We start from the raw sequence: 19,775 nt of genomic DNA on the forward strand, positions 1-19,775 counted from the left end.
GCGAAGCCCGCCGACGAAAGATCCACCCGGCGTCCCCGGCGTCCGCCTGAGGTAGGGCGCCCACACACGGCGAAGCCCGCCGACGAGAGATTCGCCGGCGGGCTTCCGCGCCGTCATCAGCGCCACGTCCACACCAGGCCGGGTCCGCACCAGGCCGGGTCCGCACCGAGCAGCGACCGGACCGGGCAACGGCCTACGACCGGACCTGCGACGAGAACGAAGAAGGCTACGGCTGCGCGGGGAAGTGGCCGTCGATCTGGTCGTACTGTCGCTGCGCGCTCTTGAACGCGTCGGGGTCGACGGCACCGAGCCCGCTGAACGGGTGGCTGATCAGGATGATGAAGCACACGCCGATGACGACCACGGCCACCCGGACCAGGTCGGCGATGATCGACGAGGTCGTGGGCCGCGCCCCGAGGGTCCAGGGCAGCGCGATCACCAGGAGACCGGAGAGGATCATCGAGATCACGAAGATGCTCTCCAGACTGGCTCTCGCGTCGTCACTCCGTATCACGCGGGCGTGGGAGACCTCGGAGATCCGGTCGAGCGTGTCCTGCTGGAGGTTCTTGCTCTCGTCGCCGATCGGGCGGAGCCTGAGCACTGTGGCCCGCATGTCCGCGAGGGTCTGCCCGGGGATCGGGGACATCTCGCTGTCGGCCATGAGCGGCCAGTCGAGGTCGATGCTCTGCGCGGTGTACTGCCGGATCTGGGAACGGACGGGTGCCGCCTCGGGGATGGGCGCCACCGACCAGTACATCTCGGTGAGGCTCTCGGCCTCGGCCTGGACGTCGGCCTCGGACACCGAGAGCGCGTCCCTGCACAGGACCGCGGCGTAGGCCAGCACCAGCAGGTAGACGGCGAGGGCGAGGTTGGCGGAGAAGTCGACGGACGACGCGCCGTGCTCGCCGTCGTCGTACCCCTTCCTCCTGAGGACCCGGAACGCGATCAGCGCGATCGCGACGGACACCACCACCAGCACGGCTACCCAGCCCATGAGACTCCCTTGAAGCGGTCATCGAATAAGCTACTCAGGGTAATCGGATCGATACCGTTGTTCATGGAGTTCTGTGGAGTTCCATGGAGCTCTGTGGAGTTTCGCTGGATTCATTCGCGAAGTTCGTGAACCCCCGCGATGAAGTCACGGGCGACCCCGCGCAGTCCGGGCAGGTGCGAGAGCCCCACCAGGCGGTCCACCAGCGGGACGGTGAGCTCGATGAGCCGGTGTGTCCGTCGGCACCCCTCCGACTCGTCGTGCACCCAGAACAGGACGACGCCCATCGACATCAGCCAGAGCAACTCGGGAAGCTCGGCCCGCAGTTCGCTGTCCATCCGGTCGGAGGACCCTTCCACGACCCGCCGATAGATCGCGATCGACGCGTCCCGGGAGGGTGAGGACTCGGCGCTGAACGGGTTGAGCGGGTTGTTCGGCTCGGCCGCGTGCTTGAAGAACTTCACCGCGAACTCGTGGTACGGCTCGGACACCCGTACCCACTCCCGCAACACCCCCGCCAGCCGCGCGGCGAACCGGTGCTCGGTGGCCAGCAGTTTCTCGCACGCGGCCTCGTGCTCGGTCTGGGCCCGGTCGTAGTACGCCTGGACCAGGATCTCCTTCGAGGCGAAGTAGTAGTAGGCGTTGCCCACCGAGACCCCGGCCTCGGCGGCGATGGCCCGCATGGTGGTCGCCTCGTATCCACGCTCGCGAAAAAGCCGCAGGGCCGTCTCCACGATGACCTCACGGGTCCTGTCCGATCCACGGGTTCTCGGGGTCGGCTCGGTCATAGGGCGCTCGTCACCTATCGATTGGAGCTGGGAGAACGGGCTCATCCGGTCTTTCTCCACTGGACGAACCCTAGATCATCCGTCCCGCACCGCCGGGGATGAGCCCAATGAACGACCCTAAGCGCGCCACATTGCCCCCGCCACTCATATCCGTGATTGCTCCGTCACTCTCGCCGTCGCGCCACCCCGTCCCCGTCCGGCACGCCCCCGCCAAGGGCGTGATAGTGGCGCTATTCACGACAAATACGGATATGTCATTTATCGCCGAAAACGCCGTCTCAGCAGGTCATCGAGCTGCCCGATCATTCCCACTACCGGGCAAAAATCACTCTTCGTAAGGGATCATCCGGGTTCGGGGGTGGGATTGATCCTTTTGGCGGAAGGGCTCCCGCGACAAGGGATACATAAATGGGGACATGTCCCTGTAGACAGCGGGCTGCCCGGTTCACCACCGGAGCACTGCTCGCTCTGCAGCTATCTTTCATCGCATCGGCCCCGCACCACAGCGCGACCGCGGAGAGCGGGAACGCGTCGGCCGACGCGGCGATCGTGAGCCGGCCCGTCGCGGCCGGCCCGGCGGAGGTACGCCGGTCCACGATCATCGGAGTGTACGACATCACCACCCTGGAAACCTCCCGGCGCTACCTCCGGGAACTGTGTCATTCGGCCGCCGTCCAGCGCGGCCGGGAGCCCACGGCCCCCCTCTGGCCCGAGGAGGTCACTCCCGCGGACGCACCGTCCCGGCCCTCCGGAACCACCGCACGAACGCGCACCGCCGCCCTGGCGACCAAACACCATGAACAGGCGACCTCTCCAACCTCCGAGACCACCGCACGAACACGCACCGCCGCCCTGACAGGCGCGGTCGGGAGACAGACGACCCCCCGAACCGAGGAAGCCACCCTCCGGAGCGGAGGAAAGACCGCGGTCGAGGCCCAGGGAAGCGCGCGGGCCCCGGTCGCGGCCACCTCGGAGGAGCAGGCCTCCGCCGTCCTCGAAAAGCCGTCCGAGACCCGCCCCGCCCAGGGGCAACAGGCGCAAAAGGCCCAGCAACCCATGCGGCTCCAGCAGACGGACGCCAAGCGGCTCCTACGGGAAGCGGGCCTGACCTGGTTCTCCTCGGGTAAGTGCGCGAACCGCAACGGACCGCACTGCACCTCGCTGGAGGCCGTACGATCCGCGACCGTCTCCAGCGCCATCGAGCTGAAGCGTCGCAGCGGTTGCCCTCTCGTCGTCACCGGTGGCACCGAGGTGGGCCACGCCCCCGGCCCCTACAGCCACTACGAGGGCTACAAGCTCGACATAAAGCCCAATGCGTGCATAAACCGCTACATCACGAAGAACTACCCACTACAGGGCGTGCGAGGTGACGGAGCCCGCCTGTACGGCCAGTCGGCGACCTCGGGGCCCCTCTTCGCCCGCGAGGCGGACCACTGGGACATCCTCTTCCGCTAATGGAAGCCACCGGGTCAGCTGATCGGGCAGACCTGGTACCGGAGCCCCGCCGGCGACGCGGGCTTCCGCTTCCGCTGACCGGGCTACCGCCGCTCCTGACTTCCGCCGACCTGGGGGATCCCACGATCACACGGATCCCACCGGCACGGATCCCACCGGTCCTCGATCCGCGACCGTACGCATCCCACCGATCTCACGACCACGCGGCCTCCACCGGTCCTCGAAGGATCACCGACGGCTCACCGCCGTGCGGGATCCCGTCGCCCGAGGTCCGAGCCCTCCGATGTCCGAGCCTCCGGGACCGCGAAGGCCGTACCGCGGCATGACGTCGCAGGACGTCATGCCGCGGTACGGCCAGGGAGAAACTACGCGAACTCGGCCGCGACCAACTCGGCGATCTCCGCCGCGTTCAGGGCGGCGCCCTTGCGGAGGTTGTCGCCGCAGACGAACAGGTCGAGCGTGTTGGGGAAGTCGAGCGCCTGGCGGATCCGGCCCACGTAGGTGGGGTCGGTGCCGACGACCTCCGCGGGGGTCGGGAAGACGCCGTTGGCCGGGTCGTCCATGACGACCACGGTCGGGGCGGCCTCAAGGATCCGGTGGGCGTCGGCGACGGTGATCTCACGCTCGAACGTCGCGTGCACGGCGAGCGAGTGGGTGGTGATCACCGGGACACGGACGCAGGTCGCGGAAACCTTCAGGTCGTCGATCCCAAGGATCTTCCGTGACTCGTTGCGGAGCTTGATCTCCTCGGAGGCCCAGCCGCCGTCCTTGAGCGAACCCGCCCACGGCACGACGTTGAACGCCACCGGCGCCGGGAACGGCGACTCCTCGTCCCCGAGCTTGTTCTGCAGGGCCTTGCGCACGTCACCGGCGGCCTGCCCGATCGTACGGTCACCCGCGAGGGCCTCGATCTCGTCGTAGAGGCGGGCCGAGCCCGCCACCCCCGCACCGGAGACCGCCTGGTAGGAGGCGACCACCAGCGCCCGCAGGCCGTACTCCTCGTGCAGGGCGCCCATCGCGGCCATCATCGACAGGGTCGTGCAGTTGGGGGTGGAGATGATCCCCAGCGGCCGCTCCCGCGCGGCCTCGGGGTTGACCTCCGGCACGACCAGCGGGACCTCGGGGTTCATCCGGAAGGTGCCCGACTTGTCGATGACGACGGCCCCGCGCTCGGCGGCGATCGGCACCCAGGTCGCGGAGACCTCGTCCGGCACGTCGAAGATCGCGATGTCGACGCCGTCGAAGACCTCGGGGGCCAGCTCCTGGACGACGAGGTCCTCGTCGCGGACCCGCAGGACCTTGCCGGCCGAGCGGGCGGACGCGACGAGCTTGATCTCGCCGTAGACGTCCTCGCGGCCGGAGATGATGTCACGCATGACGGTGCCGACGGCACCGGTCGCCCCGATCAGGGCGAGAGTGGGCTTGCGGCTCATCGCCCGCTACCTCCGTAGATCACGGCTTCAACCTGGTCCACATCGAGATCGAACGCGCGGTGCGCGGCGCTGACCGCCGTGTCCACCTCGTCCTGCCCGACGATCACCGAGATACGGATCTCCGAGGTGGAGATCATCTCGATGTTCACCCCCGCGTCGGCGAGGGCCGCGAAGAACGTCGCGGTGACGCCGGGATGCGAGCGCATGCCCGCCCCGATCAGCGAGATCTTGCCGATCTGGTCGTCGAAGAGCAGCGACTCGAAGCCGATGCGCTCCTGGATCTTCTTCAGCGCGGTGAGCGCGGCCGAGGCGTCACTCGTGGGCAGCGTGAAGGAGATGTCCGTCCGGCCGGTCGTCGCCGCCGACACGTTCTGCACGATCATGTCGATGTTGATCTCGGCGTCGGCGAGCGTTTTGAAAATCGTCGCAGCCTCACCGACCTTGTCGGGCACCCCGACAACCGTGATCTTGGCCTCGCTCCGGTCGTGCGCGACGCCGGAGATGATCGGCTGCTCCATCTCTGTTCCTTCACTGTCGGGGTCGGAGACGACCCACGTGCCTTCCTTGGTGCTGAACGAACTTCTGACGTGGATCGGCAGGCTGAAGCGGCGAGCGTACTCGACACAGCGCAGGTGCAGGATCTTCGCACCGCACGCCGCCATCTCCATCATCTCGTCGTACGAGATCCTGGGGATCTTGCGGGCGGCGGAGACGATGCGGGGGTCGGCGGTGAAGACGCCGTCCACGTCGGTGTAGATCTCGCACACGTCGGCGCTCAGCGCGGCGGCGAGCGCGACCGCCGTGGTGTCGGAACCGCCCCTGCCGAGCGTGGTGATGTCCTTGGTGTCCTGCGAGACCCCCTGGAAACCGGCCACGATCGCGATCTGGCCGTTGTCGAGCGCCTCGCGGATCCGGCCGGGCGTCACGTCGATGATGCGCGCGCGACCGTGCGAGGAGTCGGTGATCACCCCGGCCTGGGACCCGGTGAACGAGCGCGCCTCCTGGCCCAGGTTGGCGATCGCCATCGCCAGCAGCGCCATCGAGATGCGCTCACCCGAGGTGAGCAGCATGTCGAGCTCGCGGCCCGGTGGAAGCGGCGAGACCTGCTGGGCGAGGTCGAGCAGTTCGTCCGTCGTGTCACCCATCGCCGAAACGATCACCACGACGTCGTTGCCGGCTTTTTTCGTCGCGACGATCCGCTGCGCGACCCGCTTGATGCAGGACGCGTCGGCGACGGACGAACCACCATACTTCTGAACAACGAGCGCCACGAGATGTCTCCGAAGCAATCTAGGGCTGTGGAGCTCACAGTCTACTGGCGCCCTCGCTGAGACCCTCGGGTCAACCCAGCATGTGGACGATCACACCGTTGTGCGCTCCTCCGCGACATCGAGCCGCGTGTGGGCGACAAGCGCCTGAAGTGCCCGCATCGCCGCTCCGGCGTGGTTGCCCCAGGTGTTGAAATAGGAGTACTGCCACCACCAGAGCGCCTCAAGAGGACGCCCCGCCCTGTGATGCCGCAAACCATGCAGGAGGTCGGCGGCCACCGCCGTCAGGTCGTCCGACAGTCGGTACGGGGTGACCACGGTGTCCTTGTAGGGATCGAAGACCTCGGCGTAGTCGTCCACCGGCTTCAGCCTCTCGGCGAGGGCCGTACGGACGACGTCGACGTCCGGGTCCTCACCCAGGTGCGGCTCCCAGTTGCCCGACAGGATCACGTCCTGGCTCGCGCCGAGCTGCGCGCCGGCCGAGCTGACCTGCGCGACCTCCACCAGCAGCAGCGGCAGAATGGCGTCGCCGCCCTCCCCGCCCGCCAGACGGGTCAGGCCGTCGATGTAGTTCTTCGCGTGCTCCGCGATCCGTTCCGCGAGAGCGCTCCACGCATCGTCAGACATCAAGGAGCCTTCTTCCTTCGAACGCGCGGCCCAAGGTGACCTCGTCCGCGTACTCAAGGTCACCGCCTACCGGCAGACCGCTGGCCAGTCGTGTCACTTTCAATCCCATCGGCTTGACCAGACGGGCGAGATAGGTCGCCGTCGCCTCCCCCTCAAGGTTGGGGTCGGTGGCGAGGATCAGCTCGGTGACCTGGCCGTCCGCCAGGCGGGCCATGAGCTCTCTGATGTTCAGGTCGTCGGGGCCGACGCCGTCGATCGGGCTGATCGCCCCGCCGAGCACGTGGTAGCGACCCCGGAACTCGCGGGTCTTCTCGATGGCCACGACGTCCTTCGACTCCTCGACGACGCAGATCACGTGAAGATCGCGCCTGGTGTCGCGGCAGATCCGGCACTCCTCCTCCGCGGCCACGTTGCCGCAGACCCGGCAGAAGCGGACCTTCTCCTTGACCTCCAGCAGGGCGTGGGCGAGCCGCTTCACGTCGGCGGGCTCCGCGGCCAGCAGGTGGAACGCGATGCGCTGCGCGCTCTTGGGACCGACCCCTGGAAGCATGCCCAGCTCGTCGATCAGATTCTGGACGACCCCTTCGTACATGCCTAGAACCCGGGAAGCTGGCCGAGCCCGCCCCCGCCGCCCAGCCCCTGGGCGAGGGGACCGAGCTTCTCCTGCTGCAGGTCGGCGGCGGCGCGCACGGCGTCGCGAATGGCCGCGATGACCAGGTCGGCGATGGTGTCGGCCGTCTCCTGGGGATCACCGGGATCCACGGCCTCAGGACTGATCTTGAGTTCGAGCAGCTCGCCCCCGCCGTTGACCGTGGCCACGACAAGTCCGCCGCCCGCGGAGCCCTCGACTTCCGCGTCGTTCAGCTCCTGCTGGGCGCTCACAAGCTGCTGCTGCATGAGCTGTGCCTGCTCCAGCAGCTGCTGCAGGTTGACATCCCCTGGGTTCACCGTCGTTGTGCTCCTCGTCCGTGACATCGGTCGTCACGAGCCTACGGGGTCCGGGCCGGGTGTTGTACTCGACCGAGCACGCGTTCCCCCTGGATGGGGATTAAACCCCCCGTCGGGCCTCGGTCCCCCCTCCAGACGTCCGAGACCCGACGCGACACGCGCCGGAGCGGCCGCACACGGCGTCGTGTGCTCGGAAGGTAACCCTCCGAAGGTTGCACACACGTTGCGATCGTTCACTCACCCTCCGCACACCCTCTTTGGCCGAACGGGTTGCGAGCGGAGGCCCGACCACCGATGCTTCGGCCATCGGCTCTACTCCGGGGGGATATGTGCGCGACGGCCACCGTGGAGCCGTCCAGACGGCCGACCTCGCCTCCTACTCGTCACGGCTACGGCGCCTGCACGAGACCCTGATCGGGGGCGAGCGGCCGACGGGCGAGGGACCCAGAAGCGTGATCTCCGCCTCGTGGCGGCGATCGCTGGACGCCGGTGTCGACCCCGACACCGGGTCGGCCCCCATCGCCTTCGACGGCGAGGACCTCCGCGAGGTCCGCTCGGCGCACCCGATGAGCGGAATTCTGCCGATCATCACCGGGACCCTCCTGGAGGTCGTCGACGCGGACGACCAGATCCTGCTCGTCACCGACGCCCTCGGCAGGGTGCTCTGGCGCGACGGCAACCGCCGGACGATGGACAGCGCCGACGAGGTGGGGCTGGCCGACGGATTCGACTGGAGCGAGGGCGCGATCGGGACCAACGGCCTGGGCACCGCGCTCGCCACCCGACGGCCCCTGCACGTCTTCTCCGCCGAGCACCTGGTCAGGGCGCTCCATTTCTGGTCGTGCTCCGCCGCGCCGATCGTCGACCCCGACAGCGGCGACCTGCTGGGCTGCGTCGACGTCAGCGGCACGACCCGCGCCATGCACCCGGCGAGCGTCGCCCTCGTCGAGGCCGCGGCGCGACTGGCCGAGAACCACCTCACCCTGCGCATGCTCGAACGCGACGAGCGGCTCAGACGCCGTCACGAGCGGCACCTGGGCACGCTGCGCGGCGAACCGGGCGCCCTGGTCACCGCGACCGGGCGGATCATCGCCGGTGACGACGCGCGCCAGTGGGGTGCCCGCGTACGCCTGCCGGAGACGGGCGACCGGGTGATCCTGCCCGACGGACGGAGCGCCTTCCTGGAGGGTCTGGGCGGCGACGGCTTCCTGCTCCGCCTCTCCGGCCCGATCAGGGGCCCCGTGCTCACCCTGTCCTTCCTCGGTGCGGAACACCCCACGGCGCACCTCGAAGGGACCCGCCTGTCACTCTCCCTGCGCCACGCCGAGATCCTCACGATGCTCGCCCTCAACCCCCAGGGCATGACCGCCGCCCAGCTCTCCTTCCACCTGTACGGCGACGCGGGCAACCCGGTGACCGTCCGCGCCGAGATCCACCGGCTCCGCGCCCGGCTCGGCCGTACGATCGCCGCCAAGCCGTACCGCCTCACCTGCGCGCTGGAGGCCGACTTCCTGGAGCTCAAGCGGCTGCTCGCGGCCGACGAGGCCGCTCCGGTCGCCCGCGCCTACCGCGGCCCCCTGCTGCCCCGCTCCGAGGCACCCGCCCTGCGCCTCGAACGGGAGGAGTTGGAGGGGCAGGTACGGGCCCGCCTGCTGCGGCGGGGAGGACCCGAGGACCTGTGGGCCTACGCGGAGACCGAGCACGGCAGGAACGACATCCAGATCCTCGAACGCCTCGTCGTCGCGCTGCCCCGCCACGACCACCGCGCGGTCGCCGCCCGGATTCGTCTCGGCGACGTCGACCTGCCCTGAGCCCACCGTGCCCGGTGATCCGCCTCGCCCGGGAACCCCCACCGGGCGCGGCCGCTCCCGCTCCGCACAGGGGCCGGGAGAGTGATCCCGCTTCGCAGAGGGGTGCGCGAGAGTGCCGACAGCGGTCGGACAGGGCGTCGTCGGGTGACGCCCCCGTACGGCGGTCCCCTTCGGACGGTGCCGACGCCGTCAGGTGTGGTCGATCTCGCCGATCACCTGGCCGCCCAGCTCGCGCTGGAGGAGGGCCATGCCGCTGAGCGCGTCGACGTCGGCGTCCGCGTCGTTGAGCGGGTCGACCTCGTCGGCGTCGGGTGCGGTGCCGCGATTGCCCCGGGGAGGCACCGCGTCAGGCCAGGCCGCCGCCTTGGCGCCGGTCTTGGCCCTTGGGCCGGCCTGGGCCGCCGCCTTCGCCGCGGAACGGGCCGCGGCCAGACCGGGGCTCGACATGGAGTTGGGCGGGGGAGGTGAGCCGGGGTCCTCCGGCATGGGGGCGTCCGGCCAGGACTCGTCCGTCGCGGGCGGGGCCTGCCCTGACGGAGCCTCTCGCGAGACCGCCGGTGACGGCCCGGAGGCGGGCGCCTGGCGTGCGGGCGCCTGCTGCGACCGTGCTGCCTGGCTTTGGGGGGCCTGATTCTGGGAGGTCTGGTTGGCCTGGGGTCCGGGGTGCTGGGGGGCCGGGGGGTGCCTCGGGGCCGGAGGGCGGCTCCCGCCGGAGGGAGGGGGCCCGTTGCCGACGACGGCCTCGACCTTCCAGGTGCCGCCCAGCACCTCCTGCAGCACCGCCGCGACGACCGCGTCCTTGCCGCCACCGGTGAAGTTCTTCATCGCACCGACCTGGGCGAACCCGAGGGTGACGATCTTCCCTTCGACCCCGACGACCTGGGCGTTGGTGTTGACGTTGGCCCACACGACGATGCTGCGCCGCTTGAGCGCCGCGAGCACCTGCGGCCAGGCCTGCTGTACGGTTCCGGTTCCGGCTCCCACCTCCGAGGCGGACGCCGTCGCCTGATCGGCCGGCACGAAGGCGCCCGCGGCCTCGGGAGCCTGCTGGACGGGCGTCTGAGCCTGCCCCTGCCGCCCCTGCTGTCCCTGGGCCGGCGCGCCGGGCCTGGCCGCCGCGGGCCAGTCGTCGCCCTGTCCAGCGGACCCGGCTGCGGCGGGGGGCGCACCGGCGGGCGTCTCCGTCCGCGAAGGAGGCGCCGGGTGAATCACCGGTGCGGGATCTCGCTGCGGGAGGGAGACCGGGGCGGGAGCCGCGACGACTCCTCCCTTCTCCAGCCGCTCCAGGCGGGTGAGCAGCGCGGCCTCCCCCTGGGCCGCGCCGGGAAGGAGGATTCTCGCGCACATGAGTTCGAGCAGCAGCCGTGGCGAGGCCGCCCCACGCATCTCGATCAGGCCGGCGTTGAGGATCTCCGCCGCGCGGGTCAGCTCCGCCGGACCCATGGAGGCCGCCTGGACCTGGAGCCGTTCCAACTCGTCGCCTGGCCGGTCGAGCAGCCCGCTGGTGGCCGCCTCCGGCACATTCGCGAGGATCACCAGGTCACGGAAGCGCTCCAGCAGGTCCATCGCGAACCGCCGGGGGTCGTGGCCGCCCTCGATCACCCGGTTCACCACCTGGAACACCTGCGCGCCGTCACGACCGGCGAAGGCCGCGACCACGTCGTCGAGCAGGTCGCCGTCGGTGTAGCCGAGGAGGGAGACCGCGCGGGCGTACGTGATGCCGGCCTCGTCCGACCCGGCGAACAGCTGGTCGAGGATCGAGAGCGAGTCCCGGGCCGAACCCGCACCGGCCCTCACCACCAGCGGGAGCGCGGCGGGCTCGAACGGAACTTTCTCCGAGGTGAGGATCTCCTCCATGAGCGCGCGCAGCGCGGCCGGGGGGATCAGCCGGAACGGGTAGTGGTGGGTCCGGGACTTGATCGTCCCGATGACCTTCTCCGGCTCGGTGGTCGCGAAGACGAACTTCAGGTGCGGGGGAGGCTCCTCGACGAGCTTGAGCAGCGCGTTGAAACCCTCGCGGGTCACCATGTGCGCCTCGTCGATGATGTAGATCTTGAAGCGCGAGGACACCGGCGCGAAGAAGGCCCGCTCGCGCAGGTCGCGGGCGTCGTCCACACCACCGTGCGAGGCGGCGTCGATCTCGATGACGTCGAGGTGGCCGGGGCCGGTGGGCGCCAGCGCCACGCAGGACTCGCACTCCCCGCACGGGTCGGGGGTCGGGCCCTTCTCACAGTTCAGGGAGCGGGCCAGGATGCGCGCGCTGGACGTCTTGCCGCATCCCCTGGGCCCGCTGAACAGGTAGGCGTGGTTGATGCGCCCGCTGCGCAGTGCCTGACGCAACGGGTCGGTGACGTGCTCCTGACCCTTGACCTCGGCGAAGGTCCCGGGCCGGTACTTGCGGTACAGCGCAAGACTCATGCGGCGATCCCACCTGCGAGGGGTCTCAACGAAGAGACCCCTCGCACACCCGCCAGAGCCCGCTTATCCTTGCTGCCTTCCGGCCCTGGGGAGGTTCACAGGATGACGCCGCGCGAGGGGTCGACCCTCAGTCTAGCCTCAGATCCGAGTGGTCGGTGTCGGAAATCAGTGGTCCCTGCCACTCGGAAAGTTGGGTAAGCTTCTCCACGGAGGATTCGCCTAGTTGGCCTAGGGCGCACGCTTGGAAAGCGTGTTGGGGGCAACCCCTCAGGAGTTCGAATCTCCTATCCTCCGCCACCTCACGAGGGCCGGACCGCACCCGCGGTCCGGCCCTTGTGGCTTTCCCTTCCGGATTTGCTCCGATAAATGGGCATGTAACGCAATAAGCCATCACCTCCCGTGCACCCGCCGGCATGTTGGGACACTCCCAGGGCAGGGGAAGCGCCCCAAGCGGATCGAAGGGACGTCGGGCGATGGATTTCAAGGATGACGCCCAGCTGGACAGCTCTCAGGTCGAGAGCCGTGGCGGCGGGGGGAGGATTCCCGGGGGTGGTATCGCGATCGGCGGCGGCGCGGCGGGAATCATCGCGCTCATCGTGGCCCTGATCTTCGGGATAAACCCCGGTGACATCACCGGTGGCTCCTCCCAACCGGCCCCGGTGGGCACGGGCTCCGACCTCACCGCCCAGTGCAGGACCGGGCAGGACGCCGACCAGAACGAGGAGTGCCGGGTGGTCGGCGTGGTCAACAGCATCCAGGACTACTGGCCGAAGGCGGTCCAGGGGTACGAGCCGGCCAAGACCGTCATGTTCTCCGGCCAGGTCGACACGGAGTGCGGTGCCGCCGACTCCTCAGTGGGCCCGTTCTACTGCCCGGCCGACCGCCAGGTCTACCTGGACCTCAGCTTCTTCAAGGAGCTGGAGAGCAAGTTCGGCGCCAAGGGCGGCCCCTTCGCCCAGGCGTACGTCATCGGTCACGAGTACGGTCACCACGTCCAGAACCTCCTCGGCACCAACGCCAAGGCCCAGCAGGGCCCGCAGCAGGGCCCGGAGAGCGGCTCGGTCCGGCTGGAGTTGCAGGCCGACTGCTACTCGGGCGCCTGGGCCAAGAACGCGTACGAGACCGGCCTGTTCGAGAAGCCGTTCACGAAGACGGACATCGAGGAGGCGCTCAGCGCGGCCTCGGCCGTGGGTGACGACAGCATCCAGGAGCGGACCCAGGGGCGGGTCAACCCCGAGGGCTTCACCCACGGGACATCAGCGCAGCGTGTCAAGTGGTTCACCACCGGTTACGAGAGCGGCGACCCGGCCAGGTGCGACACCTTCGCCGGCAGCATCTAAAAAGGCCTGTGAGCTGCGACGATGGGAACCCGCCCGGCGGAGGGCGGGATTCTCTCCTAAACTACATACTGTGATCTTCAAGTTGGTCGGCGACGAACGGCCCTATCCAGAACACGGCCTCTCGCATCGCGAGTGGGCGCAGATACCGCCGCGGCAGGTCCGGCTCGACACCCTGATCACCACGAAAGCGGTGCTCGACCTCCACTCCCTGCTCGCCAAGGACTCCACGTTCTACGGAGATCTGTTCCCGCACGTGGTCCAGTGGCGCGGCGACCTCTATCTGGAGGACGGCCTGCACCGGGCGCTGCGTTCGGCCCTGCACCAGCGTTCGGTCCTGCACGCACGGGTCCTGGACCTGCCCGCCGAGAGCTGATCGAGACATGCGAAAAGCCCCCGGGTCGCTCACGCGACCCGGGGGCTTTTTCTGTGGCGGTGGAGGTGGGATTTGAACCCACGGATAGGTTGCCCCATCACACGCTTTCGAGGCGTGCGCCCTCGGCCACTAGGCGACTCCACCGCGGAGCAGCTTACCGGATAACCGCTATTGCTCGCGCATCCGGCGAGCGGTGAAGAACTCGGTGAGAACCGCCGCGCATTCGTCGGCCAGAATTCCGCCGAGCACCTCTGGCCGGTGGTTCAGGCGGCGGTCCCTGAGCACGTCCCAGAGCGACCCCGCGGCGCCGCCCTTGGGGTCCGTGGCGCCGTAGACGACCCGATCGACCCGGGCGAGCACGGCGGCCCCCGCGCACATGGTGCAGGGTTCCAGGGTGACCACCAGCGTGCAGCCGCTCAGCCGCCACTGTCCGCGTGCCTTCCCCGCCTGCCGCAGGGCGAGCATCTCGGCGTGCGCGGTGGGGTCGACCGAGACCTCCCTGTCGTTTCCCGCGCGTGCCAGCACGGAGCCGTCAGGGCCGAGGACGACCGCGCCGACCGGCACGTCTCCGCGGGCTCCGGCTTCGGTCGCCTCCGCCAGCGCGAGCCTCATCTCCGGGACGTAGCCCACCGGTGTCAGGCCGGTCATCACGCGTCCCCCGGCGTCGAATCGACGCGTATGCCCGCCCGCGCCTGATCGGTCATCGCACGCCCGCGCCAGGCCGGTGTCCCCGAAGCCGTACCCGTGAGGCGCGGGTCCGCATCGGTCACAGCGCGCTCGTGGGCACCGAGCCGGGCAGGGCGCCCCGTCACCGCAGCCGGTCGAGCTCGTCGGCGAACGCCAGCCGTTCGGCGATCACCGAGAGCGTGTCCGCGGGGAGCGCGCCCTCCTCCATGCTGAGCTCGACGAGCTCCTCGGAGCTCAGCCCGAGGTCTTCCAGCAGCTCGAAGTCACCCGCGGGCCGCACGCCCAGGTCGGGGGTGTCCTTGTCCACCGCCACCCCGGCGAGCTCGGTGAAGAGCTCCCCCAGGTCGTCGGAGAGACCCGCGTGAGCGTCGGACAGGAAGGTGCGCGGCTCCAGGTCGCCCTGGTATCGAACGATCGCGAACCACTCGTCCTCCACCTCCACGCACAGCAGGGCGAGCTCGTCACCGGTGAGTCCCAGGTGCTCCTGGACGGCGTCGCCGAGATCGTCGACGATCTCCGCCTCGCCGAGGTCGATCTCCGCACCGTTCCAACCGTCCGCCGTACGGACGAAGGCGGCGGAGAACACACTGCTGGATGGTCTGGAGGGCATGGCCGATCTCCCGAGGTCAGCCGAACACAGAGTCGATGGCGCGTTCGAACGGCTCGGAGAACCCCAGCCGCGCGGCGATGCTTGACAGGACGTCCTCGGGGAGGAGGTCGATATCCCCTGACAGGATGCCGAGCTCCATCTCGTCGAGGCCCAGGTCCGCGAAGATGGACAGGTCTCCCGCGGGGAGCGCCGTCTCCTCGTCCTGGAGGATCGCGTCGAGCTCGTCCTCGTCGGGAACCGGCACGTCCAGGTATTCCAGCGCCTGCTGCGCGAGCGGGAAATCCCAGGACGCGGCGATGTCGGAGAGGAACACCTCGACTCTCTCGCCGAACACCCGTAGCGCCACGAAGAACTCATCCCCAACGGCGACAAGGCCAATCGTGCCGTTCGTACTCGGCTGCTGGCGCAGGGCGTGGATGAGGCCCTCAAGGTCGGAGGTGAGCGCCACCGGGAGCATCTCCGCCTCCCAGCGATCGTCCTCGCGGTAGATCACGATGGCAAAGTCCAGTGAGTCTTCGTCTGACATGGCCATCCCCACCGAATGCTTTCTCTACGGAGGTCAATGCTTTCAGAAGCGAAGCACCCACGTGGGCCTCTCCGACCAAATTGTGATCAAATCCGAGTGAGCGGGTGATGTCTGACGAGTGACCCGTCGTCCCCCGGCTCATCGCCGCCCGCCGGCCCAGGATACCTTTGGCCACCATGGAAACCCTGGTCGTCGACCATCCCCTGGTGGCCCACAAGCTGACCGCGCTGCGGGATGTGAACACCGACTCCCCCACCTTCCGGCGTCTCGCCGACGAACTGGTGACCCTGCTGGCCTACGAGGCGACCAGGCAGGTCCGCGTCACCGAGTGGTCGGTGGAAACCCCCGTGGCCCCCGCCGAGGGTGTGCGGCTCGCGCACCCGTACCCGCTGGTGGTGCCGATCCTGCGCGCGGGGCTGGGAATGCTGGAGGGGATGACCCGGCTGCTGCCGACGGCCGAGGTGGGTTTCCTCGGGATGATCCGCAACGAGTCCACGCTGGAGGCGGAGACCTACGCCACCCGCCTGCCCGACGACCTCTCGGGCCGCCAGGTCTACGTGGTCGACCCGATGCTGGCCACCGGTGGCACCCTCGCCGCCGCGATCAAGTTCCTCTTCGACCGCGGCGCCGACGACGTGACCGCGCTGTGCCTGCTCGCCGCGCCCGAGGGGATCGCTCATCTCGACGAGGTCTTCGCCGGCACCGGCAGGCCGATTCGCCTGGTGACGGCGGCCCTGGACGAGCGGCTGAACGAGCACGGCTACATCGTGCCCGGCCTGGGCGACGCGGGAGACCGTCTCTACGGCGTCGTCTGAAAACACCCCGCCCGCGCTCCCCGTACGGCGCCCGCCAGAACGCTCCGGGAACCGCCCCGGCAATTCCAGCACCATCCTTTTCCCTTAAAGGATGGTTCTTCTACCCACCGGCCGTTACATAATGCGGTTGTCCGGGTACGAAGCGTGGCGAAGATATCTCTTCTGTGTCCCCGGTCCGCCGAGGCCGCGGGCGCACACCAGGGAGAACCATGAGCGAGCGAATCATCCCGGACACCGAGCCGGACCCGTACGCGGACTTCAGCGCCGCGCTCAGGGACGAGTTCTCGGAGATCCATCCGGCGGCCACGGTGACCCGCTGCATAGAGGCGGCCCACTACGGAGCGCTGGAGGTCGTCGGTCACGCCCATCCGGCGCTGGTCGAACGGATCGCCCGCAAGCACCTTGAGGTCCTCGCGCTGGTCGCGAGTGAGCGCGGGTGACACGGGCGACAGGGGATGGCGGGTGCGTCGGACGGCAAGTGCTCCGCGAGGACCTCTGAGGGGATCCTCGCGACGCACACAAGACCGCATCGACCGATATCGGCCGATGCGCTTTACCTCGGCATGGCCCTGGGTAATGTATATGCGGGTGCAGTGGGTGAGCGGTAGTAGGAGGCCAAGGTGCAGGTCAAGAAGGTCCTAACGTACGGTTCCATTGGATTTGTGGCGTTTTACCTGTTCACACGACCAGGTGACGCGGCCAGTGCTGTGAAGGGTGCCATGGACACGGTTTACACGGCGGCCGATTCTCTGGCCCAATTCGTCTCACATCTGTCATGAGGCTCGTGACCCACGGGGATTCCGCCCCCTCGTCGGTCAACCGCTACTTACTCCCCCACGAACACCAGGTCATCATGGTGCGGCGCCACCCGGCCGTGCTGCTTCGCGCGGTCGCCGAGGTCTTCGGCGGCCTGATCCTCGCGGGACTGCTGAGCAAGTGGTTCGGTGACCAGGGCGGGGGCGGCATGCTCGTCGTCGTCTGGTGGGCCTGGCTGCTGCTGCTGATCCGCTTCGTCTGGAAGGTCGCCGAGTGGTCCGTCGACTACTTCGTCGTCACCTCCAAGCGGATGCTGCTAACCACCGGGCTGATCACCCGCAAGGTCGACATGATGCCGCTCGGCAAGGTCACCGACATGAGCTTCCAGCGCTCGATTCTCGGCCGAATGCTGGGATACGGCGAGTTCGTCCTGGAATCGGCAGGTCAGGACCAGGCGCTGTCGAGAGTCAACTACATCCCCTACCCGGAGACCCTCTATCTGGAGGTCTGCCAGATGCTCTTCCCCGGAGGGAACGACTCGGACGACTAACGTCCATGTCAAGGGCACAGAAGCCGTTGACACTTTCCGGTGAGGATTTTTCACTCGGGGTTACCTGATTCGGCCGCTTCATGCAATCATGGCGAGGAACATTGACCATCCTTCGCCCTGAGAGATCAGATGCCGAGTCAGGGAACCATCGGTGACCGCGTCCGCGGACTGCGCCTGAGCAGGCGCATGTCCCAGGCCCAGCTCGCAGGGCCGGACCTTTCCGACAGTTATGTCTCCCTCATCGAGTCCGGCAAGCGGACGCCGACCCCCGTGGTCGCCCGTCTGCTCGCCGAGCGACTGGGATGCACCACCGAGTTCCTGCTGCACGGGATCGAGCCGCGGCAACGCATCGACACCGAACTCGGCCTGCGCCACGCGGAGCTGGAGCTCCTCCACGGCGACCCGTCCGTCGCGGCGGATCGCTTCGGCGAGATCGTGAAGGTCGCCGGCGAGGAGAACGTCATGCTGGCCGCGCACGCGCGGTTCGGCCGCGCACGCGCGCTGGAGGTCCAGGGCGAGCTCGGCCCGGCGGTGAAGGCGTTCGAGCGGCTCCGGCACGAGGCGGCCACCCACCCCGAGCGCCTGGCCGACCTGCCGCTGGCGGTCGCGCTGAGCCGCTGCTACTTCCTCGCCGGAGACACCCTTCGCGCCCGCGACCTCGCCGCCCACGCGCTCGGCGAGGTCAACCGGCTGCCCCTGTCACAGGGGGAGATCGCCGTGGAGCTGGCCGTCTCCCTGATGGAGATCACCGGCACCCGAGGGGCCGACTTGCCGGGCATGTCCTACGTCCGGAACATCCTCTCGGTCAACGGTGTCCCCGCCGTGGTCAACCGCACCGCGGAGATCCACGCCCTCTGGCGGGCGAGCGTCACCGCCGCCGACGGTGAGGACTCGGCGCTCGCCGTCCGTCTCGCCGACGACGCGATCGCGACCGGACGCCCGGCGCGGATGGCCTCGCAGCTCGCCCTCGTCGCGATGGGCTGGGCGCGTCTCGCCGCCTCCACCGGTGACGAGCCGCTCGACGAGGCCCGCGAGCTCGCGACCGCCGCGAGTGATGTCTTCGCCGTATTCCCCGAGCACGCCCAGGAATACGCCAGGAGCCTTGTCGTACGCGCCCACGTCCACCTGGGGGTCGACGACGCCCGAGGCGCGGCCACCCTGGCCAGGACCGCTCTGGACCTGCTGGACGGTCAGGCGGGTCCCATCGGGGCGACCGCGCAGCTGGTTCTCGCCCGCGCCGCGCTCTCTCGGGGCCACCATGTCGAGGCCACGATGGCCCTGGACACCGCGAAGCTGTCGCTGAGCGACATCCGGCACGAGTTCTCCGTTCCCGGCCGGGAGGCCGCACGGGTCTGGCGTGACCTAGGCGACCTGTACGGTCAGGCCGGTGTGGTCGAAGAGCAGACCGGTGCGTATCGTAAGGCTCTTGAGGCTGCCGGAGTGCGCGATGCGATGGTGGGCGTGACGGTCGATTCGGCTCTGGTCCGTTAAGACGTTCTCGCTTCTGAAGTTCCAGATTTGTTTTTGCGCCTCCGGAATAACTAGGGTCTACCAGTCATTGATTCGTAGGATGATTGGTTTCTCCGGAGGAGGCAGACGGTGAGTCTGCGTACGGCGCAGCGAGCATCCCTCGTCGACCAAGTGATCGATCAACTCAAGGAGCAGATCACTTCTAACTCCTGGCAGATGCACGCGAAGATTCCTACCGAGACCGTGCTCGCCGAGCAACTGGGCGTCGGGCGCAACACCGTGCGCGAGGCGGTGCGCGCACTCACACACGCCGGCCTGCTGGAGTGTCGCCAGGGCGACGGGACGTACGTCCGTGCCACGAGCGAGCTCTCCGGGGCCATGCTGCGGCGGCTGCGCACCGCCGAGCAGCTCGAAATCCTGGAGGTGCGACGCGCGCTGGAGGTGGAGGCCGCCAGGCTGGCCGCCACCAGGCGCACCGACGCCGATATCGCCGGTATCGAGGCGGCGCTGGCCGAGCGGGAGCGGGCCTGGGAGCTGGGAGAGCCCGACGCGTTCGTCGAGGCCGACCTCGCCTTCCACATGGCGGTCGTCCGCGCCACCCACAATCTGGTGCTGATCGATCTCTACGAGGATTTCTCTGCGGCGCTGCGTGCCAGCATCACCGCCGCGGGAACCTCGCTGAACAGCACCCTGAACAGCACGTACATTCCGCACGAGGCGATCGCCCGCGCCATCGCCGTCGGTGACGCCGCCGCAGCCGAGCGCGCGGGCCACGCGTGCATGGAGCACATCCTGATCGCCCTGACGGAGGAGCAGGAACTCCCTCTCTGAACATCCGTCTCTCCCTCTCATGTCGCGGGGGGGGGCGCCCGCGGGGGGGGGGGGTCCGGGCCGCGAGGTCGATCTCAA

General features: G+C 68.9%; 20 protein-coding genes, 2 tRNA genes and 1 other RNA gene. 10 read left to right on the forward strand and 13 right to left on the reverse strand.

The window, feature by feature from the left end; translation table 11 throughout:
- Positions 1–226: 226 nt before the first annotated feature.
- Together ABZ664_RS31170 and ABZ664_RS31175 are read right to left on the reverse strand one after the other, a co-directional pair.
- Positions 227–994: a hypothetical protein gene (locus tag ABZ664_RS31170; protein ID WP_362517654.1), complete on the reverse strand. Its 768-nt coding sequence runs from the start codon at positions 992–994 to the stop codon at positions 227–229.
- Positions 995–1,104: 110 nt separating this feature from the next.
- Positions 1,105–1,779, reverse strand: a complete 675-nt coding sequence (locus ABZ664_RS31175) for a TetR family transcriptional regulator (protein WP_362517657.1) — start codon at positions 1,777–1,779, stop codon at positions 1,105–1,107.
- A gap of 408 nt (positions 1,780–2,187) precedes the next feature.
- Between ABZ664_RS31175 and ABZ664_RS31180 the strand changes: the two genes are divergently transcribed.
- Positions 2,188–3,234 carry a hypothetical protein gene (locus ABZ664_RS31180; RefSeq protein ID WP_362517660.1) on the forward strand — a complete coding sequence of 349 codons (1,047 nt, stop codon included), beginning with the start codon at positions 2,188–2,190 and terminating at the stop codon, positions 3,232–3,234.
- A gap of 365 nt (positions 3,235–3,599) precedes the next feature.
- On the opposite strand, the gene ABZ664_RS31185 is transcribed toward ABZ664_RS31180, so the two are convergent.
- The 5 genes from ABZ664_RS31185 to ABZ664_RS31205 form a co-directional block, all read right to left on the reverse strand.
- Complete coding sequence (locus ABZ664_RS31185) at positions 3,600–4,667, reverse strand: aspartate-semialdehyde dehydrogenase (protein ID WP_362517663.1); 1,068 nt, start codon at positions 4,665–4,667, stop codon at positions 3,600–3,602.
- Positions 4,664–5,938 (reverse strand): aspartate kinase, encoded by a 1,275-nt coding sequence (locus ABZ664_RS31190; RefSeq protein ID WP_362517667.1) that lies wholly within the window; start codon positions 5,936–5,938, stop codon positions 4,664–4,666. Before ABZ664_RS31190 ends, ABZ664_RS31185 begins: the two co-directional genes overlap by 4 nt.
- A gap of 90 nt (positions 5,939–6,028) precedes the next feature.
- The gene (locus tag ABZ664_RS31195; RefSeq protein ID WP_350941788.1) at positions 6,029–6,562 is read right to left on the reverse strand and encodes a DUF5063 domain-containing protein; all 534 of its coding nucleotides are present in this window, start codon (positions 6,560–6,562) and stop codon (positions 6,029–6,031) included.
- Complete coding sequence (gene recR, locus ABZ664_RS31200) at positions 6,555–7,154, reverse strand: recombination mediator RecR (RefSeq protein WP_362517671.1); 600 nt, start codon at positions 7,152–7,154, stop codon at positions 6,555–6,557. The genes ABZ664_RS31195 and recR overlap by 8 nt, the downstream gene beginning before the upstream one ends.
- A 2-nt stretch (positions 7,155–7,156) precedes the next feature.
- Positions 7,157–7,510, reverse strand: coding sequence for a YbaB/EbfC family nucleoid-associated protein (locus tag ABZ664_RS31205; protein ID WP_329087916.1), 354 nt, complete (start codon positions 7,508–7,510; stop codon positions 7,157–7,159).
- Positions 7,511–7,839: 329 nt separating this feature from the next.
- Here ABZ664_RS31205 and ABZ664_RS31210 point away from each other — a divergent pair, with 329 nt between their 5' ends.
- Positions 7,840–9,321 carry a GAF domain-containing protein gene (locus ABZ664_RS31210; protein WP_362517675.1) on the forward strand — a complete coding sequence of 494 codons (1,482 nt, stop codon included), beginning with the start codon at positions 7,840–7,842 and terminating at the stop codon, positions 9,319–9,321.
- A gap of 189 nt (positions 9,322–9,510) precedes the next feature.
- Here the strand turns inward: ABZ664_RS31210 and ABZ664_RS31215 are convergent, their stop codons facing one another.
- Positions 9,511–11,739: a DNA polymerase III subunit gamma and tau gene (locus ABZ664_RS31215; RefSeq protein ID WP_362517678.1), complete on the reverse strand. Its 2,229-nt coding sequence runs from the start codon at positions 11,737–11,739 to the stop codon at positions 9,511–9,513.
- Between the two features lie 29 nt (positions 11,740–11,768).
- Positions 11,769–11,864: signal recognition particle sRNA small type (ffs, locus tag ABZ664_RS31220), an RNA gene on the reverse strand.
- A gap of 83 nt (positions 11,865–11,947) precedes the next feature.
- On the opposite strand from ffs, the gene ABZ664_RS31225 reads away from it, so the two are divergent.
- The 3 genes from ABZ664_RS31225 (at position 11,948) to ABZ664_RS31235 (ending at position 13,452) form a co-directional block, all read left to right on the forward strand.
- Positions 11,948–12,036 (forward strand) — tRNA-Ser (locus tag ABZ664_RS31225).
- 176 nt (positions 12,037–12,212) lie between these two features.
- Positions 12,213–13,079: a neutral zinc metallopeptidase gene (locus tag ABZ664_RS31230; protein WP_362517681.1), complete on the forward strand. Its 867-nt coding sequence runs from the start codon at positions 12,213–12,215 to the stop codon at positions 13,077–13,079.
- Between the two features lie 70 nt (positions 13,080–13,149).
- Positions 13,150–13,452 (forward strand): type II toxin-antitoxin system VapB family antitoxin, encoded by a 303-nt coding sequence (locus tag ABZ664_RS31235; RefSeq protein ID WP_329087971.1) that lies wholly within the window; start codon positions 13,150–13,152, stop codon positions 13,450–13,452.
- A 54-nt stretch (positions 13,453–13,506) separates the two neighbouring features.
- Here the strand turns inward: ABZ664_RS31235 and ABZ664_RS31240 are convergent.
- The 4 genes from ABZ664_RS31240 to ABZ664_RS31255 form a co-directional block, all read right to left on the reverse strand.
- Positions 13,507–13,596 (reverse strand) — tRNA-Ser (locus ABZ664_RS31240).
- A 24-nt stretch (positions 13,597–13,620) separates the two neighbouring features.
- Positions 13,621–14,100 (reverse strand): tRNA adenosine(34) deaminase TadA, encoded by a 480-nt coding sequence (gene tadA / locus ABZ664_RS31245; RefSeq protein ID WP_362517685.1) that lies wholly within the window; start codon positions 14,098–14,100, stop codon positions 13,621–13,623.
- A gap of 160 nt (positions 14,101–14,260) precedes the next feature.
- Positions 14,261–14,749 carry a tRNA adenosine deaminase-associated protein gene (locus ABZ664_RS31250; RefSeq protein WP_362517688.1) on the reverse strand — a complete coding sequence of 163 codons (489 nt, stop codon included), beginning with the start codon at positions 14,747–14,749 and terminating at the stop codon, positions 14,261–14,263.
- 16 nt (positions 14,750–14,765) lie between these two features.
- Positions 14,766–15,275: a tRNA adenosine deaminase-associated protein gene (locus tag ABZ664_RS31255; RefSeq protein WP_362517691.1), complete on the reverse strand. Its 510-nt coding sequence runs from the start codon at positions 15,273–15,275 to the stop codon at positions 14,766–14,768.
- A 176-nt stretch (positions 15,276–15,451) separates the two neighbouring features.
- Between ABZ664_RS31255 and upp the strand changes: the two genes are divergently transcribed.
- The 5 genes from upp (at position 15,452) to ABZ664_RS31280 (ending at position 19,697) form a co-directional block, all read left to right on the forward strand.
- Positions 15,452–16,090, forward strand: coding sequence for a uracil phosphoribosyltransferase (gene upp / locus ABZ664_RS31260; RefSeq protein WP_350943520.1), 639 nt, complete (start codon positions 15,452–15,454; stop codon positions 16,088–16,090).
- A gap of 209 nt (positions 16,091–16,299) precedes the next feature.
- Positions 16,300–16,530 (forward strand): hypothetical protein, encoded by a 231-nt coding sequence (locus tag ABZ664_RS31265; RefSeq protein ID WP_350941801.1) that lies wholly within the window; start codon positions 16,300–16,302, stop codon positions 16,528–16,530.
- Positions 16,531–16,865: 335 nt separating this feature from the next.
- Complete coding sequence (locus tag ABZ664_RS31270; protein ID WP_362517696.1) at positions 16,866–17,396, forward strand: PH domain-containing protein; 531 nt, start codon at positions 16,866–16,868, stop codon at positions 17,394–17,396.
- A gap of 129 nt (positions 17,397–17,525) precedes the next feature.
- Positions 17,526–18,887, forward strand: a complete 1,362-nt coding sequence (locus tag ABZ664_RS31275) for a helix-turn-helix transcriptional regulator (RefSeq protein WP_362517699.1) — start codon at positions 17,526–17,528, stop codon at positions 18,885–18,887.
- Between the two features lie 108 nt (positions 18,888–18,995).
- Positions 18,996–19,697: a FadR/GntR family transcriptional regulator gene (locus tag ABZ664_RS31280; protein ID WP_362517702.1), complete on the forward strand. Its 702-nt coding sequence runs from the start codon at positions 18,996–18,998 to the stop codon at positions 19,695–19,697.
- The last annotated feature ends 78 nt before the right edge of the window (positions 19,698–19,775 follow it).

It is taken from the genome of Streptosporangium sp. NPDC006930, assembly GCF_040635605.1.
In the GTDB taxonomy this organism is placed as follows: domain Bacteria; phylum Actinomycetota; class Actinomycetes; order Streptosporangiales; family Streptosporangiaceae; genus Streptosporangium.

Bases quoted from the DNA above. Each gene is read 5' to 3' on its own strand.
- ABZ664_RS31265 (WP_350941801.1), top strand. From the start codon at position 16,300: ATGAGCGAGCGAATCATCCCGGACACCGAGCCGGACCCGTACGCGGAC.
- ABZ664_RS31180 (WP_362517660.1), top strand. From the start codon at position 2,188: ATGGGGACATGTCCCTGTAGACAGCGGGCTGCCCGGTTCACCACCGGA.
- ABZ664_RS31185 (WP_362517663.1), bottom strand. From the start codon at position 4,667: ATGAGCCGCAAGCCCACTCTCGCCCTGATCGGGGCGACCGGTGCCGTC.
- ABZ664_RS31250 (WP_362517688.1), bottom strand. From the start codon at position 14,749: ATGCCCTCCAGACCATCCAGCAGTGTGTTCTCCGCCGCCTTCGTCCGT.
- ABZ664_RS31275 (WP_362517699.1), top strand. From the start codon at position 17,526: ATGCCGAGTCAGGGAACCATCGGTGACCGCGTCCGCGGACTGCGCCTG.
- ABZ664_RS31230 (WP_362517681.1), top strand. From the start codon at position 12,213: ATGGATTTCAAGGATGACGCCCAGCTGGACAGCTCTCAGGTCGAGAGC.
- ABZ664_RS31195 (WP_350941788.1), bottom strand. From the start codon at position 6,562: ATGTCTGACGATGCGTGGAGCGCTCTCGCGGAACGGATCGCGGAGCAC.
- ABZ664_RS31270 (WP_362517696.1), top strand. From the start codon at position 16,866: ATGAGGCTCGTGACCCACGGGGATTCCGCCCCCTCGTCGGTCAACCGC.
- ABZ664_RS31255 (WP_362517691.1), bottom strand. From the start codon at position 15,275: ATGTCAGACGAAGACTCACTGGACTTTGCCATCGTGATCTACCGCGAG.
- recR (WP_362517671.1), bottom strand. From the start codon at position 7,154: ATGTACGAAGGGGTCGTCCAGAATCTGATCGACGAGCTGGGCATGCTT.
- ABZ664_RS31175 (WP_362517657.1), bottom strand. From the start codon at position 1,779: ATGACCGAGCCGACCCCGAGAACCCGTGGATCGGACAGGACCCGTGAG.
- upp (WP_350943520.1), top strand. From the start codon at position 15,452: ATGGAAACCCTGGTCGTCGACCATCCCCTGGTGGCCCACAAGCTGACC.
- ABZ664_RS31170 (WP_362517654.1), bottom strand. From the start codon at position 994: ATGGGCTGGGTAGCCGTGCTGGTGGTGGTGTCCGTCGCGATCGCGCTG.
- tadA (WP_362517685.1), bottom strand. From the start codon at position 14,100: ATGACCGGCCTGACACCGGTGGGCTACGTCCCGGAGATGAGGCTCGCG.
- ABZ664_RS31215 (WP_362517678.1), bottom strand. From the start codon at position 11,739: ATGAGTCTTGCGCTGTACCGCAAGTACCGGCCCGGGACCTTCGCCGAG.